The organism is Paenibacillus sp. FSL P4-0338, assembly GCF_038002365.1.
Classification (GTDB): Bacteria; Bacillota; Bacilli; order Paenibacillales; family Paenibacillaceae; genus Paenibacillus_AQ.
Window position 1 is genome coordinate 1,751,336 of sequence record NZ_JBBOCG010000001.1, and the last position, 17,828, is coordinate 1,769,163.

The 17,828-nt window shown below is 47.3% G+C and carries 15 protein-coding genes and 2 pseudogenes; 11 read left to right on the forward strand and 6 right to left on the reverse strand.

The annotated features are described in order from the left end of the window. The first annotated feature begins 30 nt into the window (after nt 1-30). The 4 genes from MKZ07_RS07530 (at nt 31) to MKZ07_RS07545 (ending at nt 6,334) form a co-directional block, all read left to right on the forward strand. Nucleotides 31-1,035 carry a phosphotransferase family protein gene (locus tag MKZ07_RS07530; RefSeq protein WP_341025423.1) on the forward strand — a complete coding sequence of 335 codons (1,005 nt, stop codon included), beginning with the start codon at nt 31-33 and terminating at the stop codon, nt 1,033-1,035. Beyond that, nucleotides 1,007-2,260: a helix-turn-helix domain-containing protein gene (locus tag MKZ07_RS07535; RefSeq protein WP_341025424.1), complete on the forward strand. Its 1,254-nt coding sequence runs from the start codon at nt 1,007-1,009 to the stop codon at nt 2,258-2,260. Before MKZ07_RS07530 ends, MKZ07_RS07535 begins: the two co-directional genes overlap by 29 nt. 183 nt (nt 2,261-2,443) lie before the next feature. After that, nucleotides 2,444-3,919 (forward strand): MFS transporter, encoded by a 1,476-nt coding sequence (locus MKZ07_RS07540; RefSeq protein WP_341025426.1) that lies wholly within the window; start codon nt 2,444-2,446, stop codon nt 3,917-3,919. 93 nt (nt 3,920-4,012) lie between these two features. Beyond that, a complete protein-coding gene (locus tag MKZ07_RS07545) occupies nt 4,013-6,334 on the forward strand; it encodes a glycoside hydrolase family 3 C-terminal domain-containing protein (RefSeq protein ID WP_341025427.1) in 2,322 nt (773 codons plus the stop codon). A gap of 24 nt (nt 6,335-6,358) precedes the next feature. On the opposite strand, the gene MKZ07_RS07550 is transcribed toward MKZ07_RS07545, so the two are convergent. Both MKZ07_RS07550 and MKZ07_RS07555 read right to left on the reverse strand, forming a co-directional pair. Further along, nucleotides 6,359-7,201, reverse strand: a complete 843-nt coding sequence (locus tag MKZ07_RS07550) for an oxidoreductase (RefSeq protein ID WP_341025428.1) — start codon at nt 7,199-7,201, stop codon at nt 6,359-6,361. Between the two features lie 90 nt (nt 7,202-7,291). Continuing rightward, nucleotides 7,292-7,660 carry a MerR family transcriptional regulator gene (locus MKZ07_RS07555; RefSeq protein ID WP_036701457.1) on the reverse strand — a complete coding sequence of 123 codons (369 nt, stop codon included), beginning with the start codon at nt 7,658-7,660 and terminating at the stop codon, nt 7,292-7,294. A 198-nt stretch (nt 7,661-7,858) separates the two neighbouring features. Between MKZ07_RS07555 and MKZ07_RS07560 the strand changes: the two genes are divergently transcribed. Beyond that, nucleotides 7,859-8,329, forward strand: a complete 471-nt coding sequence (locus MKZ07_RS07560; RefSeq protein ID WP_036701459.1) for a DinB family protein — start codon at nt 7,859-7,861, stop codon at nt 8,327-8,329. 62 nt (nt 8,330-8,391) lie between these two features. On the opposite strand, the pseudogene MKZ07_RS07565 reads toward MKZ07_RS07560, so the two are convergent. Then, nucleotides 8,392-8,505 (reverse strand): annotated as a pseudogene (locus tag MKZ07_RS07565) (arsinothricin resistance N-acetyltransferase ArsN1 family A); the annotation flags it as partial. A gap of 83 nt (nt 8,506-8,588) precedes the next feature. Here MKZ07_RS07565 and arsC point away from each other — a divergent pair. Then, nucleotides 8,589-9,008: pseudogene (gene arsC, locus MKZ07_RS07570) on the forward strand (arsenate reductase (thioredoxin)). A gap of 37 nt (nt 9,009-9,045) precedes the next feature. On the opposite strand, the gene MKZ07_RS07575 reads toward arsC, so the two are convergent. The 3 genes from MKZ07_RS07575 to MKZ07_RS07585 form a co-directional block, all read right to left on the reverse strand. Continuing rightward, entirely contained in the window at nt 9,046-9,909 is an 864-nt protein-coding gene (locus MKZ07_RS07575; protein WP_036701461.1) for an alpha/beta fold hydrolase, read from the reverse strand. 28 nt (nt 9,910-9,937) lie between these two features. Beyond that, nucleotides 9,938-10,591, reverse strand: a complete 654-nt coding sequence (locus MKZ07_RS07580) for an ABC transporter permease (protein WP_156949752.1) — start codon at nt 10,589-10,591, stop codon at nt 9,938-9,940. 149 nt (nt 10,592-10,740) lie between these two features. Next, a complete protein-coding gene (locus tag MKZ07_RS07585) occupies nt 10,741-11,619 on the reverse strand; it encodes an ABC transporter ATP-binding protein (protein ID WP_076153747.1) in 879 nt (292 codons plus the stop codon). 138 nt (nt 11,620-11,757) lie between these two features. Between MKZ07_RS07585 and MKZ07_RS07590 the strand changes: the two genes are divergently transcribed. From MKZ07_RS07590 to MKZ07_RS07610, 5 genes are all read left to right on the forward strand, one after another. Continuing rightward, nucleotides 11,758-12,345 (forward strand): TetR/AcrR family transcriptional regulator, encoded by a 588-nt coding sequence (locus tag MKZ07_RS07590; RefSeq protein WP_341025432.1) that lies wholly within the window; start codon nt 11,758-11,760, stop codon nt 12,343-12,345. 167 nt (nt 12,346-12,512) lie between these two features. Then, nucleotides 12,513-13,145: a universal stress protein gene (locus MKZ07_RS07595; protein ID WP_341025434.1), complete on the forward strand. Its 633-nt coding sequence runs from the start codon at nt 12,513-12,515 to the stop codon at nt 13,143-13,145. Between the two features lie 35 nt (nt 13,146-13,180). Continuing rightward, nucleotides 13,181-16,033: a Na+/H+ antiporter subunit A gene (locus MKZ07_RS07600; protein WP_341025435.1), complete on the forward strand. Its 2,853-nt coding sequence runs from the start codon at nt 13,181-13,183 to the stop codon at nt 16,031-16,033. Beyond that, the gene (locus MKZ07_RS07605; protein ID WP_036701470.1) at nt 16,024-16,356 is read left to right on the forward strand and encodes a Na(+)/H(+) antiporter subunit C; all 333 of its coding nucleotides are present in this window, start codon (nt 16,024-16,026) and stop codon (nt 16,354-16,356) included. Before MKZ07_RS07600 ends, MKZ07_RS07605 begins: the two co-directional genes overlap by 10 nt. After that, nucleotides 16,353-17,828: a Na+/H+ antiporter subunit D gene (locus MKZ07_RS07610; protein WP_341025437.1), complete on the forward strand. Its 1,476-nt coding sequence runs from the start codon at nt 16,353-16,355 to the stop codon at nt 17,826-17,828. The genes MKZ07_RS07605 and MKZ07_RS07610 overlap by 4 nt, the downstream gene beginning before the upstream one ends.

Consider the following 17,828-nt stretch of genomic DNA (forward strand, 5'->3'; position numbering starts at 1 on the left):
GACGCCAACCAGCGGGAAAGTGGAGGGACTATGAAGAGTACAACAAAATTCAGATTGTCTGAAACGCAAATCGCTAAACTGGTTGAAGTGAATTTCAAAGATGGAGGTCAGCTGCGTTCTATTCAGGAGTTAAAAGGCGGGATGTTTAACGCAGCTTATCTTATCGAAAGAACAGGTGGACTGGAACCGCTTGTTCTAAAGGTATCGTCGCCGCCTGTTTCCGAGCTACTCTCTTATGAACACCATCTCATGCAGACGGAAGTTGAAGTATACCATAAAATATCCGCTGAAACGTCCATACCGGCTCCACGTGTAATTTGCTCTGATTTCAGCAGAAGCTTAATCCCCAGCGATTACTTCTTTATGAGTGCGCTAAAGGGTCAAAGTATGCATAGTCTTAGAAAAAGGCTCAGCCAGACTCAGAAGGAGAACATAAAAAGCAGGTTAGGCGATTATTTTGCGCAGCTGCACCAGATTAGAGGGAATTACTTCGGCTATTTCACGGACAAACCGGAATGTCAGTTCTCCTCCTGGAAGGAAGCCTATCGTCACATGCTGAAATCTATCCTTGCGGACGGAGAGAGGCTGAAGGTAAAACTGCCTTATGAACGCATTGAGAGGGTAGTTAGTAAGCAGGAGCATTTGCTCGAAGCTCTTACTTCGCCTAGTCTTGTCAGCTTCGATCTTTGGCCGGGGAATATTATGTTGGTTCCGAACGGCAATGACTATGAGATCGAAGCCATAATTGATTTTGAGCGCTCCTTTTGGGGGGACCCGTACGCTGATTTTCCGCCCGCATTTCTTTTGTTCAAAGATGTTAGAGAGGAACAGGGGTTCTGGAAGAGCTATACCGGCAGACTAAACGATAATAAAGTGCTTGATTCCGAAGATTTAAGACGAATTGAATTATACAAATTGTATATTTTTCTGATTATGTCGGTGGAGACGTACAGATATGGATTCATATACGGCAAGCTTCAATATTATTATTCCCAGAAAGTGGTGAATGACTGTCTTAAAAGTCTGGAACTGTGACTATACACGAGGGGAAGGCATGCTCTCGAAGAATGTGCATTTTGTAATGGATTCCTTCTATAATCTTACCGGTCTGCCGATTCGCTACTACACTGGTAATTCGCTTATACGGATGCTGCCTGATGTTCCTTCGTTCATTGATCCTGCCGTACCGATGCAGCAGCAGCTCCTGCCAAATCAGCAAGCAGTTTACTACCGTGTGACGGACGAAATTATGTTCTACGGTGTTATATCGGAGGAGAACGGAGGAGGGGTATTCGTCGTTGGCCCCGGATTCCACATGAAGCCCTCGGCGGGCCACTTATCCCGAACGATGATCAACTCTGCGATTGCACGGCAGTATTCAGAAGAATTTACTGCATTTATCAACTGTATCCCGGTGATTACCTTTGAGAATTTCTTGAGCGCGCTCTGCTTCCTTCATTTCGCACTGAACCAGAAAAGGCTCGCTGCCGAATCGCTGCTGCTCTCCGGCAACAAGTTCCAGCGCTTCGAACCGGACATTCACTCTAATTTATCAGAGATGCTGTATGAGGCTGACGGAGAGCCTCCGGTCCATGACACCTACAATCTGGAGCGCCAGATCATATATTATGTCCGAAGCGGTTCTACAGATAAGCTGAATGACTTATTCGAAAATACTGTACGTGCTAGGGCAGGAACAATGTCAAAGGATGCGCTGCGTCAGGAGAAGAATATTTTCATTTCCACGGCAACGCTTGTAACCCGGGCGGCTATCGAGGGCGGACTGGATGTGGAGATGGCCTACCATCTCAGCGATCTGTACATTCAGCAGGCAGAAAGCCTGACGCGCTTAGATCTGCTGTCTCTTCTTAGGCAGCAGATGGTGCTGGATTGTGCCAAAAGAGTGGAGGAGAATAAGTATCCGGCAGATGTCTCTTCATTAACAGAGAGCTGTATCCGTCTGATTCGCAAAAGAATGAACACAGCCATTCTGGTTCGGGAGCTGGCACGCGAGCTAGGTGTCAGCGTCTCCTATCTCTCCCGGATCTTTAAGCGCGACCTGGGGGTCAGCCTGAACGACTATATCAACCGTGAGAAAATCGAGAAATCCAAGTGTCTGCTGGCCTTTTCGGGCAAGCCGCTCAGTGAGATCAGCAGCTATCTTTGCTTCTCTTCTCAGAGCTATTTTCAGAATTTGTTCAAAAGTGAAACCGGGCTGACTCCTCTCAAGTATCGGAATGCTATGCATCATCAAGAATGAGCTCGAACAGCTAGATAAAGTCAGTTCCCCCAAAGTCCAAGCACAAAGTCCTGCGTTCATAATGGAATGCGGGACTTTTTTAAGCATGTTCAGAAAAACGAAATTAAGGTCACGTTTCTACAATACATTGGTATACGACTACTCTAAACTGAGGATAAATCACAGAAAGAATGGAGTAGCATAATGAATCATATGAAAGCGTTCTTCCAGTCCCGGTGGCTGAACTCACGGATTACCCAGTCTGAAACCACAGCCAAGGAGCGTTGGTTCGGTTATTTAATCGGTCCTACCGGAGCACTCCTGCTAAATGCGGTACTGGCCTCTTATCTTAATGTGTATTATACCGATGTTCTAGGCTTAACCTCCGTTGCCGGCGGCGCCTTCCTGGTCTTGTTCCCGATGCTGTCGAAGATTCTGGACGCAGTGGCCAACATTGTTATGGGCTATGTCATTGACCGGACCCGGACGAAACAGGGCAAGGCCCGGCCATGGCTCCTTCTGTCCGCTCCGCTGATGATGATTGCCGGAATGCTGCTGTTCCTGGTGCCTCAAGCAGATACGAAGATTCAGGTGATCTGGATTATTATCTCGTATAACCTGTATTACTCGATTGCCTTCACCTCCTATAATGTGGGCCACAATCTGATGGTCCCGCTGTCGACAAGAGATAGCGCACAGCGGGGTAAGCTGTCCGTGTTCAGCCAGATTTCGGTGATCATGATGAGCGGAATCATTGTGGCCCTGATCTTCCCGATGCTCATCCTGCCAGTTATCGGGGTGGACAAGAGCCGCTGGATCCTCGTGATGTGCATCGTCTCGATCCTGGTGCTGCCGCTAACCTTACTGGAGTATTTCTTCACTAGGGAAAGAGTCACCGCCGAGAGCGCAGAAAGGGAAGAGCAGGAAGGCGGGGGTAATCTTCCGTTCAGCACCCAATTGAAAGCGGTTGTATCTGACCGCTACATGCTGGTTATTCTGCTGTACTTCCTAATTTATACCTTTGCAGTCTGTCTAAAAAACCTGAGTCTAATCTATTATTGCAATTATGTGCTTGGGAGCTATAACGACGGTATAACCCAGACCCTGATTTCCCTGATCGGTGGCATCCCGCTGGGGATTGGCATTGTGATTGTCTGGCCGCTTGCCAAAAAATTCGGCAAGCGGAACATCACCGCAATCGGCTTCATGCTGGTCACTATCGGCAGCGGACTATGTTGGCTATTCCCGGCCAGCATGCCCGTGATACTGACCGGCCAGTTCATCAAGAACATGGGGCTATTGCCCAGTGCATATATCTTCATGGCGCTTTTCGCTGACACACTCGACCATATGGAGTGGAAGAACGGCTTCCGCTGCGACGGGACTGCGATGTCGATTTACACGACAATTTCCGTTACGATGGTGGGCCTCTGCACCGGAATGTTTAACGGGCTGCTGTCGAAGGCCGGCTACGCCGCACCTTACTACAATGCTGCAGGAGACCTGATTTCCACTCAAAACGATGCTGTTCAGCAGGTAATCACCTTCTCCTTCGTAGGTCTGGAGACCATAACCAGTGTGATACTAATTGGTCTGCTGGCATTCCTGAGTGTGGAGAAGAACCTGGGTCATAAGCAGCAACAAATTCGTGATCGCCATTCATCACAACCATTACATTAACAAGAAAGCAGGAGCTATATGAATCACCATACGATAATCCAATTAATGAGTCTGGAAGAAAAAATAGCTTTGTGTTCAGGAGCCTCCTTCTGGATGACCAAGGCATTTCCGCAATATGAGATCCCAGCACTGTTCCTGAGTGACGGCCCGCATGGCATCCGCAAACAGGAGGGAGAAGCAGACCATCTGGGACTTAACGCCAGTGTCCAAACGACCTGCTTCCCCACGGCGAGTCTGCTTGGCGCAACTTGGGATGAAGCGTTGCTTGCGGAGATCGGCGAAGCGCTCGGCCAGGAGGCTATTCAGGAGGATGTACATGTAATTCTGGGTCCGGGTGTGAATATGAAGCGCAGCCCGCTGAGCGGACGGAATTTCGAGTATTTCAGTGAAGATCCCTACCTGTCGGGCAAGCTTGCCGCAAGCTGGATCCAGGGTGTCCAGAGCACCGGGACCGGGGTGTCTGTCAAGCATTTCGCGGGCAATAGCCAGGAAGCCAAACGAATGAGCAGCGATTCCTTGATTGATGAACGGGCCCTCCGCGAATTTTATTTGCCGGCCTTTGAGATTGCGGTTAAGGAAGCACAGCCTGCTACAGTGATGTGTTCCTACAATAAACTTAATGGCACCTACGCCAGTGATCACCGGGAATTGCTGACAGATCTATTACGGGAGGAATGGGGCTTCACAGGTGCGGTAATCACCGACTGGGGTGCGATGAATAACAGAATTGAAGGTTTCAAAGCAGGCCTGGATTTGGAAATGCCGGGAAGCAAGGGAGCCTTCGATGAGCTTGTCCATCAGGCCGTGCTCTCCGGCGAATTGAGCGAAGCCGAAATTGATCAGTCCGTGTTGCGTCTCTTGCAGCTAATAGAGCGTACTACTAAGCGCGCGGAGAAGCAGAGAGATGCACAGCAAATGTACGATCAGCATCATGAGCTTGCCCGTAAAGCCGCACAAGGCGGCGGTGTCCTGCTGAAGAATGAGAATAACTTCCTGCCGCTAAGCAAGGGGCAGCGACTGACTGTCATCGGGAAACTGGCCGAACAGCCGCGGTATCAGGGTACAGGCTCCTCATTGGTTAATCCCACTCAGATCCATAGCCTTCTGGACGGCTTGGAGCAATATGATGCAGACTTACGCTACTATGCAGGGTATGAGCTGGAAGATGTCGAGAATGAGGAACTGCTAAAGGCGGCTGTTGCGGGAGTGGAGCAGGATACGGCGGTCATCGTGGTCATTGGCCTGACTGAGATTTATGAGAGCGAAGGCTTCGACCGCACCACGCTGTCCATTCCTAATAATCAGATCAGGCTGCTGGGCAGATTGGCGGAGACAACCTCTAATCTGATTGCCATCATGGTTGGAGGCTCGGCAGTAGAAACACCATGGATGGAAAAGGTAAAAGCCTGCCTCCATATGCAGTTGTCCGGACAGGCGGGTGGGCTTGCTGCGGCAGACCTTCTGTATGGGACGGTCAACCCTTCGGGGAAATTGACAGAGACCTTTCCGCTCCGGCTAAGCGATGTGGTGAATGCTTCCTATTATGGTGTAGATCCTAAACAGGTTCCGTACCGGGAAAGCATGTTTGCCGGTTACCGCTATTTTAACAAGGCTAACAAGAATGTGGCTTTTCCCTTCGGCTTTGGCCTAAGCTATACCACATTTGTTTATGACCAGCTCCAGGTAGAACGTCTGAAGGACAATGAATTTGTGGTTCGGCTTGAGGTAACGAATAATGGCCAAGCAGACGGCGCGGAAGTTGTTCAGTTGTATGTATCCAGGCAAACACAAGGAGCTTACGGGCCACTCAAAGAATTAAAAGGATTTGCCAAGGTATTTCTCGCCAGCGGCGAACGGCAGAGCGTGACTCTCCGATTGGATAAGCGCAGCTTTGCCTTTTATGACCCCGACTCCCGGGATTGGCAAATTGAACAAGGAGAGTACAAAATACTGCTCGGCAGTTCCTCAGCCGATATCAGACTGGAATCGTCCGTGCATCTTGAAGGGATTACCCCGAAGAAAAGCGCAGTGAATGAATGGTACTATACGCTGGAAGGAATTCCTTCCGTGAATGATTTCAAATCTGTGTATGGGGATTTCAAGCCGTTTATCATGCCGGGCAAAGGCAAGTTTACGGTGGAATGCTCTGTCTTTGAGATGAAGGACCATAGTTTTATCTTCAAGCAATTCTATAAGACGATTGAACGGGTCATTGCCAAATCAACTACGGCAGACGGGAAACCGGACTATACCAACGTGCATTTCAAAATGCTGATGGCATCGGCCAGCGATAATCCGATCCGGACCATGGCGCTGCTCAGTCCCGGGTTCTTAACGTTCAAGCGAATTCAGCTGCTGGTGGATGTGGCCAACGGACACTGGATCAAGGGTCTTCGCAGCTACTTTATTAAATAATAAAGTAGCTGCCAACCTATACATTTATTGTTTATAATCTGCGTTTATCGTTATTTCTTTCCATTGTTCTATGCTGGCAAGCATATTGTTAAATTTATAGGTTGCTGCTTGATAGGCTTGTTGTCCAAGCAACAAACGAAGAGGGGGTTCCGCTGATTCCACAACTTTAATCACTGCTTCAGCAGCCTTTGCAGGATCTCCAGCTTCTTGACCGGCACCGAGCGCGATCCCTTGCAGCATTTGTCCGACGGCAGATTCCTTCAGCTCAGGGATGCTTGTCTCTGTTTTGACAGAAGAGCGGCCGCCCCAATCGGTGCGGAAGCTGCTTGGCTCTATCAAAGTCACATGAATGTTAAAAGGCTGCAATTCTTGGGCAAGACTCTCGGATATGCCCTCCACAGCGTATTTTGTAGCATGGTAATAGCCAAGGGTCGGGAATGAAGTCAGACCGCCAATGGATGAGAAGTTTATAATGTGACCGCTCTTTTGCGATCTCATATGAGGAAGAACAGCATTGGTAACATGCATAAGTCCCCAGAAGTTAACCTCGAACATCTTACGCGTTTCTTCCTCTACGCTTTCCTCAACGGAGCTGAAATATCCGATCCCTGCATTGTTCACAAGCACATCAATACGGTTAAACTTCTCCATCGTGCGGTTAACCACATTACGGATCTGCTCTGGATTAGTGACATCCAATGGAAGAGCAATCACCTGATCCTCATGTCCGGCAGTAAGCCCGGTTACCTGCTCAACATTCCGTGCGGTCACCACAACTTTATAGCCGGCTTCAATCGCTTGCTGCGCGATATGCCGCCCAAATCCTGTTGAACATCCTGTAATAAGCCATACTTTTGCTTCAGACAATGTAATCACTCCTTCAAGGGTATAACTTCACTATACATCTTAAAGTTAACTTGAAGTCAATACTGATTTTGCAATATGAATATTCATAGACTATTCCATCTTCTTATACATCAAAATATCGTAGATCGCTATCTTGCGGATAATCTTCTCCAGATGAAATTGAGTCTGGGCCACACTGCGTTCCACTTTAGCTTTATGCGTAAGCAAAAATTGTTTTCTGGCCTCCAGAGAAGGATCACCTTGCCGGATCAGCTCTGTATAAGCCTTAATATCTTCAATCGACATTCCCGTATCTTTGAGAGCGATTACCAGTTCAAGCCATTCTAAGACCTCATCCGAATATTCTCTCCGGCCTAAAGCATTCCGTTCAACCTGTGGCAAGATGCCTTCTTGTTCATAATAGCGCAGAGTGGAGGGGCGTAAACCTGTGATCTTCTCAATTTCACTAATACTGTACATGCCAAAATGCTCCTTTCATACTTAAAGCTAACTTGAAGTGAATTATACCTTTTTCATGAAGCAAATGCGAACTTAATATATCTTTACTTTACGTATGAGCCTTGACATTATGAAACATAATAGTTATTATAGATATCTAAAGTCCTTATTTAAAATGATTATCAATGAGGTTCTCAAAGGCTAAAGGAGAGCGAGAAGATGGATGTATTCAAAAGCCAGTATGAAATGATACAACGCACAAGGGAATCATTATTTCGTTATTGCGAAACGATGTCCCCCACAGATTATGTGAAAGAAGTAGAAAGCTTTGGCGGAGCTTCTATTTGCAGTCTGCACGCTCATGTAGCCGATTGTTATCGGGTATGGTTAGGGAGCCGTGCCCTTGGTAAATCACTTCCCAAAGTGAATCCGAAGTCCATAGATAAAGTACAGAAAATGCGTGAAATGTTTAAGAACATAGATGAACTGGTTTATGAATTTCTATATGACTTTAAAACCAAAGGGGATCCTACCCATTTAGCATCCTGGCAGAGTGACAGTGTAGAGTTAACCGAACTTTGGTTATTTACGCACACTATCACCCACGAATTTCATCATAGAGGACAAATTGTCAAAATAGGCAGGCAACTCGGGTATATCCCGCCGAAAATGAACCTTGCTAAACTTTAATGATCATATTAGCCCAATTTGACAACAGATACAGTCACTTGGGCCTTTTCGTATTTTGGAGATTATAGCAGCCTCTCCATAATCATCACATCAATAAACGCTCCGTCCATCAATCCTTGCTTCTCAAATACACTAACCTGCCGACAGCCCATCTTCTGATACAATCCTTGACCACGCCCACGATAATTATATAATTATGCCTTAGATTAAACCCAATATAACATTGACCCTATTTTAAACTCAAAAGAGAATGCGGCTCATGGATAAGAAAACGATTTATTTTTTGTGTACAGGAAACTCCTGCCGGAGCCAGATGGCGGAAGGATGGGCCAAAAAATAACTGAGCAATGAATGGAATGTGTATAGTGCCGGCATTGAGGCTCATGGTTTGAATCCGAAAGCCGTTCTGGCGATGAGTGAAGCAGGTATAGATATCTCAGGTCAAACGTCAGATATTATTGATCCGCAGCTGCTGAATAGCTCTGATCTTGTCATTACATTATGTGGAGATGCAGCAGATAAATGCCCCATTCCCCTTCCTCAAGTGAAACGTGAGCATTGGGGATTTGATGATCCGGCGAAAGCTAAAGGAACAGATGAGGAGAAGTGGAAGGTTTTCCAGCAGGTTCGTGATCAAGTGGGCGAGCGCATCAAACAATTTGCTGAAACGGGTGAATAGTCACGATGGAGGAGAGCAAGAACGTCATGAAAAATGTTTAGGCTGTTATATTTAAAAAATCAATCAGTTTCCTGTTCATAGTATCAGCATCCTTGCCGAGCCAGATCAAATGTCCCCATGATTCAAAAAGACAAAGCTCGGCTTGCGGAATGAGTTCAAAGGCTGCATAAGCGTGCGCAGGTAAAACGGCCTGGTCATATTTACTATGTATAATCAGAGTAGGACATAATATTGCAGGTAGACCGGAAGGTTCAAACCAAGCTAGCTGCTCAAGATCTAGCATAAATCCATGCCCTGAGCGCTGGCGCTGATTCATGGCAGCAAATTGTTTCACATCTTCTTGAGTGAATTGTTGCATGACTTGGCTGACCGGAAGGCTACTGAAGGAAGGCACCATCTGCTTCAGGATAAAATTCGGAAAGCTGCGGCTGAAGACGGAGAGGAGTTTCCAAGTATACTTTTCTGTTCTTGGATGAAACAATCGTTTGGCTGCTTTATAGGTTGTATCCTCATGGCTATGCCATGCCTTTGATACAGCAGACTGAAGCGTAAGGCTGTGAACCCGATGGGGATAGCGGGCAGCAAAAGTTAAGCCAGAGGGGCCTCCGGCAGATACAGCGATAATATGCACTTTAGTAAGATTCAAATGATCCAGTAATTGCTCATATGCTTTACAGGCAGCATCTAATGAGCTTCCAAGCTCGTTGCTTGTCCGGCCATATCCGGGCCGCGATGGTGTAATAATGGAATACCCGTTCTCCAGGAGAATTTTATAGCCAAAATCCTCCTGGCAGTTGGAATGTCCGCCATGAAGAATGAACACAGGTTCACCTCTTCCGACAACTGTATACTCAATATCCGCTCCTGTTTCCAGCTTGAATGTTTGGGCAATTCTTGGCATATTCCACTCCCCCAGCTTGCCAAATAAGTTAAATAGGCAAGTCTTTTTTATTAAACCAAATAATTCCCACAGTATACAGCACAGCCGCCAGTCCCGCAAATACAGCCATCCCTATATATGCAAAACTATCACCGGCGAATAATCGTTCCGGGTCGAACAAGGCGAATAATGAGAAATATCCGAGCCATTCCAGCCTTGCCCCGGAATCACCGAGCATTTGCAGCAATACAAACGTGATCGGGAGGCCGGCCCCCAGTCCGAGGCTGTATCTGGCTTCGTTCGCCAGGCAGGAGGCCAGGAAACAGATTCCATTAATCGTGTAATACATCAGGAGTGCGTAAAGATTCAATAGTATAAATTGCTTGGTGTCCATTAGTCCGGGAAACATGACAGAAGAGGTGATCAGCGTCAGGATAGTGATCCAGCTGAAGATTGCAGTTACAGAGGTCAGACTAAATACGGCCTGAGTCACGGCGATCCGAATTCTTGAGTTAGAAGTTGAGAGCAGGTAGGCCATACTGCCTTTATCTACATGTACGGCTATAAGCCGGTGGTTAACAACAATGGACAAGATCATAGGGAATAGATACAGAAGGATACTGTATAACGTCCCTGACAGAAACGTGAGCAGGGTTGACCCGAAATTCATTCCCATGGCGTTCATTAGCCCGGAAGGAAGCATATTTAGCATATCCTTCAATTCATCTGCGCTATCCGGGTTGAACATACTTAATAATACAACGGAATAAAAAGAATACACGGCGACAATCAGAAGCCACAGAAAACGGTTAACTCGTATATTTGCTTTAAATAGAGCCCAAGACATCACAATCAGCGCCCCTTTCCATAAAAGTCCATGAAAATCTGTTCAAGCGTCTGGGGAGTTGACACCATATGAGCCACTTTACATTGAGCCAGTAGGCGCAGCATAGGGTCATAATCCTCTTTGATAAAGATCTCAACGATAAGGGGAGCTCTTTGTATATAATTCAGAGTACTGTTTTGGAGAATAGCCATACCTTCCTTATCCACCATGGTAACAACAAAGCTTTGCGGCAACGCTGCTTTTAGTAAGCGGATGCTCTCAACGGCAACAAGTTCTCCCTCGCGTATAATAGCTGCCCGTTCACAGGTCTGATCGATCTCATCAAATAGGTGAGAGGACATCAGGACAGTTTTCCCCCGGCCGCGTTCCTCAATAATTAATTCTATAAAACGTTTCTGCATAAGCGGGTCCAGTCCGCTTGTCGGCTCATCCAGAATGATAACCTCAGGATCATGCATAAAGGCCGCAATTAATCCTACTTTTTGCTTCATTCCTTTGGACATTTTACGGATTTTCCCGCCAGGCTCCAGCTCGAATCTGTCAATTAATTGACTGCGGCGTATATGATCTTTACGTCCCCTTAACTCATCAATAAAGGTCAGAAATTGAAGTCCGGTCATGTAATCGTAGAACGCAATTTCCCCGGGTACATACCCCAGAGTCTTTTGGATCTGTGCAGCGTCTCTACTGCAGTCAAGGCCCTTGATCGTTGCCCTCCCGCTCGTTGGGTGAACGAAACCCATCAACTGGCGGAGCGTTGTTGTTTTTCCGGCTCCATTAGGTCCCAGAAAACCGAAAACCTCGCCTTCCTTCACCTCAAAGCTAATCTCCCGTACTCCTTTGCCATTGGAATAGAGCTTTGTTAATGCTTCGATTATAATCAAAAGCTTGACGCCTCCCGTCAAAGTTATATAACAAAAATGATTTCAGTTACATAATATTCTCATCTTGCTATGAAGTCAATAAATATATAACATAAGGGTATACTGTTTCATAAATACCGGAATTAGGTGGAATATATCATGAATGGCTTTGAAAAACGAAGACAACAGAAGAAAAAGCAAATTTTAGAATCGTTAACGGATATGGTCATGACGAGAAACTTTAAAGAGATAGGCGTGCGTGAGATTGCACAGCATGCAGGTGTCTCTCCGGGATCCATCTATAATTTTTTTGGCAATAAAGAGGAGCTGGCCAAAGAAGTCTTTTACCATCAAATGGAGGAAGAGGGTAAAGATTTCATCCAAATGATGAACTCAGACCTGCCCTTTGAAGAAAAGATGAATAAGATGTATGAGGTATCGGTGAACAATCAGGAATCCATAACCAGCGAAGGGATGAAGAACTTTATCTTTACAGATCCGGCATTCAAAGCATATGTTGAGCAGTATGCCAATACTGTTGCCATCCCAGAAATCATGAAATTAATTGAACAGGGGAAAGCTGAGGGGAAAGTAACTGGGGGCGTATCTGCAGAAGCTATTATGATTTTTATGAACGGAATTATCACTATGCTAGGCAATCCGTCCATTACTGAGAACTTAACTGTTGACTTAAGAAAAGAGTTAGGAAATCTATTTCTGTATGGGGTATTGGGCAAGAAAGAGTAGTGTTCTCCGGATGGAGAGGACAATATACGCCGTCAATATTCTTTACTTTCTCTCTTGAGAACTATATAATAAAGCCAATTGTATACTGAAGTACCCGGAGGAGCCTGCCAACAGCGGGCTCTTTTTGTGTTTTTACCTGGAAAAAATTAACTTACGGAGGATTTGAAATGGAAATGAAGCTGGAGAGTATTATGGTGTGTGTGCATTACGGGCCCCATGGACAACGGTTGATTCAGAGAGGCGGCGAGCTGGCCAGAAAGCTTCAGGCTCCGCTTACTGTTCTTACTGTTGATGCCAGCGGAGATGGTGAATATAATCACGAGAAGCAGTTGTACCTCTCCGCTTGGGAGCAGCAGACCCAGGATGCCGGAGGGCAATTTCTGAACCGCAAATGCAACGGGAAAAAGACAGCTCAGGTCATCGTGGAAACTGCTCAAGAATACCAAGTGACACAGATTGTGCTAGGGCAATCCAACCAAACCCTGTGGCAGGAAATTACACGCGGCAATTTCATCAATGATCTGATGGAGCTGGTCGGCACCATTGATCTTCATCTCGTTGCCGTTCAAAGGTATCCCGAGCTTCTGGAGCAGACACATGAACGGGGATTTACTGCCTATCTGGCCAAAAAAGGCGACCGCTATATTTTAATGGAGGAGAATACTGGCAGCGAGGCGATAAAGGGCACCTTCTTCCGGGAATTGGATACGGATTTTAATACAGGTCTCTTTAAAATGGTTACCAATGGCGAGGCACAATATTTAAGAATTGTACAGAATGAATGGGTCAAGCCGAAGTGAGCACTATAACTATAGATAGAAAGGGGTACTGAGCCGTGCTGCATATCATAATTCTTCTTCCGTTTCTACTATCCGCGCTGTTACTGCTGACCAGACAAACTGCGCGCTTCCATCTGGGATGGCTCGTCCTGCCCCTGCCAGCGGCGCTATTCCTGTATTTGCTGACGAGGATTCCTGTGATCCGTGCAGGTGATTCTATAGTAGATACCTTCGCCTGGATGCCGTCTTTTGGAGTGAATATCACCTTGATCCTGGATGGGCTAAGTCTGATCTTTGTCCTGCTGATTTCGGGAATGGGGGCACTCGTTGTGCTATACTCCATTTTTTATCTCGACAAACAGACGGAGGGAATCCGGCGGTTCTATATGTACCTGCTCATCTTCATGGGCGCCATGCTGGGGGTAGTGCTGTCCGATAATCTGATCGTACTATACGGGTTCTGGGAACTTACCAGTATATCCTCATTCCTGCTTATTGCTTTCTGGTACGGGCGGGAAAGATCCGGTTATGGGGCACTCAAGTCTATGCTGATCACCGTGTTCGGCGGACTTGCCATGTTTGCCGGATTTAATCTGCTGTATGTGATGACCGGTACTTATAGTATCCGCGAGATTATTGCATTGGCAGGAACCATCACGGATCACGCTATGTTTATCCCGGCTATGCTGCTGATTCTGCTGGGTGCCTTTACGAAATCGGCTCAGTTTCCGTTCCATATCTGGCTGCCGGACGCCATGGAAGCTCCGACTCCGGTCAGCGCCTATCTTCACTCCGCTACCATGGTCAAGGCAGGGATTTATCTGGTGGCCAGGCTTACTCCTGTCTTTGCGGGGCAATCGGAGTGGTTCTGGCTGGTGTCTGTAACCGGCCTGCTTACTTTGATCTATGGGTCGTTCAAAGCGATCCGGCAAACAGATCTCAAAGCCTTACTGGCCTATTCTACGATCAGCCAATTGGGCCTCATCATGTCACTCTTTGGTCTGGGATCAGCAGCCGGCTTTGCCGGCGGAAGACAAGACGCGATTTTTTATACGATGGCTACTACAGCCGCGCTGTTCCACCTCATCAATCATGCTGTGTTCAAAGGCAGCCTGTTCATGGTGGTAGGCATCATCGACCATGAGACCGGCACCCGCGATCTCCGCAAGCTTGGCGGACTGATGTCGCTTATGCCGATTACCTTCTCGGTCGCACTAATGGGGGCGTTCTCCATGGCCGGGCTGCCTCCATTCAGCGGATTTCTCAGCAAAGAGATGTTCTTCACTGCGGTACTGAATATCCGCGAGTTCGATATTCTGAATTCTGGATTCTGGCTGCAGCTCTTTCCTGTCATTGCCTGGATTGCGAGTGTATTTACTTTTGTATATAGTATGATTCTTGTATTTAAGACCTTCGGCGGCAAGCTGCATTCAGACAAACTGGACAAAACGCCGCATGAAGCTCCACTAGGACTCTTGCTGGCACCCGTCATTCTGATTTCTTTCACACTGGTGTTTGCCTTTTTCCCGGATCTGGTCTCGGTCACGCTGATTGAGCCGGCAATGGCCTCCATACACACGGGGATGCTCTCTCCGGGGGAGAGCTTTGAGACTTCTATTCATTTCTGGCATGGCTGGACACCCGAGATCTTCATGACATTTGGTGTTGTAGCAGCCGGAATTCTCCTGTTCAAAAGCTATACCCGGCTGCGGGTGCTGGACCGTGAAGCCAGGGGGCGGAATACGCTTAACCGGGTGTATGATGCGTCGCTCCGTCTACTGGAACGGGGGTCCGCGCGTTTGACAGATGCCTATATGACCGGCTCTAACCGCCATTATTTACTGTATATCTTCAGCTTTTTGATCGTGGCTGTGCTTAGTGTTCTCCTCCGGGAACCCGGGATCAGCTTTGGCATGAAACAGTATGCGGACTTATCCTTCTATGAATGGGCCGTTATTGTAACGATGCTGCTGGCAGCCTTTGCTGTTCCTTTTGCCAAATCACGGGTCAATGCCATCCTGTTCACCGGCGGTGTCGGGTACATGGTGACGCTGCTGTTTGTCCTTTTCCGGGCACCTGATCTTGCGCTGACCCAGATGATTATTGAGACCGTGTCCGTCATCCTGTTCCTGCTCTGTTTCCGGTACTTGCCGAAGCTGAAGAAGCAGAAGGAGAACATGCGCTTCAAGCTGCCTAACCTGATCATCTCGCTTGGTGTGGGTGTAACAGTGACGCTGGTCGCTCTGGCAGCAATGGGCAGTAGTCCGTTCGCGTCCATCTCCGAGTACTTCTTACAAGAAAGCTACGCTCTGGCAGGCGGAAAAAATGTAGTTAACGTCATTCTTGTAGACTTCCGCGGATTCGATACTTTATTTGAGATCATGGTGCTTGGTATCGCTTCGCTGGGCATTTATGCCCTTGTCCATCTGAGAATGAAAGAGGAGCCTAAGCGAATTGATCCGCAGCTGGCTGTACCTCTGCGCAGTAATGATGTGATTCTGCAGACGATGTCCAAAGGAATTGTCATCATCATTCTGATCTTCTCCCTGTATCTGTTCTTTGCAGGTCATAATCATCCGGGGGGAGGCTTCATTGGCGCATTGATGACTTCCGCAGCGCTTATACTGATAACCATCGCTTTTGGCATGGATCAGATTCGTAAAGTGTTTCCTGTAAACTACCGCCTGCTCACGGCAGCAGGGCTCATGCTGGCTATTCTTACAGCTTCAGGCTCATTTCTCTTTGGTGTCCCTTTTCTGAGTCATTCCTTCGGACACTTCCATCTTCCTATCCTTGGAGATGTCGAACTGGCAACAGCTGTGCTATTTGACTTAGGCGTCTATTTAGCAGTGGTAGGAGTTGCGATGAACATTATTTTAACGATTGGAGGGGATAAAAGATGGAACTAGTAATGGCGATAGCAATAGGCATTCTGTTTACTATAGGGGTGTACCTGATTTTGTCCAAAATCCTCCTGCGGGTTGTCCTGGGAACCTCCTTACTGACGCATGGTGTACATCTGCTGCTTCTGACCATGGCCGGACTCAAGCGGGGGGCAGCTCCTGTGCTGGGTAATGAGGAGACTTATGTCGATCCGCTGCCGCAGGCTCTGATCCTGACCTCTATCGTGATCAGCTTCGGCGTAACTGCCTTCTATTTCGTGCTTGCTTACCGCTCTTATCAGGCCTTAGGTACGGATGAAATCGACAGTATCAAGGAGGTCAAAGAATGAATAACCTTCTGGTTCTGCCTATTCTGATTCCGTTATGTACAGCGGTGATTCTGATTCTATTCAAAGAGCAGATACGCCTTCAGCGGGGGATTAGCGTAGTTAGCGGTATCCTTACTATCCTTAGTACAGCCTTGCTGGTTACACGTGTACATGCTGATGGCATTATGACCTTACAAATGGGAGGGTGGGTCCCCCCTTACGGGATTGTATTTGTTGGAGATATGTTCGCTTTACTAATGGTGATGATGGCTTCCATCGTAAGCTTCGCCATATTGCTCTATTCCTTCAGCAGCATTGGAGAGCAGAGGGAGCGGTATTATTATTATACTTTCTTTCATTTTTTGCTGGTCGGGGTATACGGCTCTTTCCTTACGGGAGATATTTTCAACTTGTTCGTCTTCTTTGAGGTGATGCTGATTTCTTCATATGCCCTTATCTCCCTTGGAGGGACCAAGCTGCAGTTACGGGAGACAGCGAAATACCTGCTGATCAATATTGTGTCGTCAACGTTGTTTGTAGCAGCTGTAGCGTATCTGTATGCGGCAGTAGGGACGCTGAATATGGCGCATTTGTCACAGCGTATTGCTGAAGCGGGGCAAGGCGGTATATTGAACGTAATTGCTGTGCTTTTTTTAATCGTCTTCTCCTTAAAAGCGGGGCTGTTCCTGTTCTATTGGCTCCCGGGATCGTACGGCGCACCGCCTTCGGCGATCAGGGCACTATTTGGTGCTCTTCTTACCAAAGTAGGACTATATGCCATTATCCGCACGTTCACCCTGATGTTTGTGAATGATACCAGTCTCACGCATAGTTTGATCGCCTGGATGGCTGCGGCAACCATGATTCTGGGCAGCATAGGGGCAGTGGCCTACAAGGATATCCCTCGGATTCTTAATTATAATGTCATTATTAGTGTCGGATTTGTGGCTTTCGGGCTTGCTGCAGGTACCGGGGATTCGCTGAACGGAGTCATCTTCTATCTGCTTCACGATATGCTGGCTAAAGGGCTCCTGTTTATACTGGGCGGATTAATCATCTCCGCAGCAGGAACAGATCGTTTGAGTGGAATGGGAGGCATGATTAAGAAATACCCGCTCCTGGGCTGGATGTTCTTTATATTGACCCTTGCTCTGGTGGGGATTCCGCCGCTGAGCGGTTTTGCCGGAAAGCTGCTGATCATCCGCGGAGCTTTGGATGCCGGTATGCTGACACTGTCTCTTATCGGTCTCGGCTCAAGCTTTATGGTGCTGTATTCCTTAATCAAGATGTTCAGGCTGGCCTTCTGGGGAAATGAACCTGAGAGAGAACTGCCTGCTGTGAACCTGAAGAGAGCTTCTGCTGTCGCCGCTGCACTGATTGTGCTTGTCATTGCAATGGGTATTGGAGCAGATGCTCTATATGCCTATGTAGCACAGGCCGGAGAGGTTCTGGCTTCACCTGCGGAATACATTCAAGCCATACTGAAGGAGTAG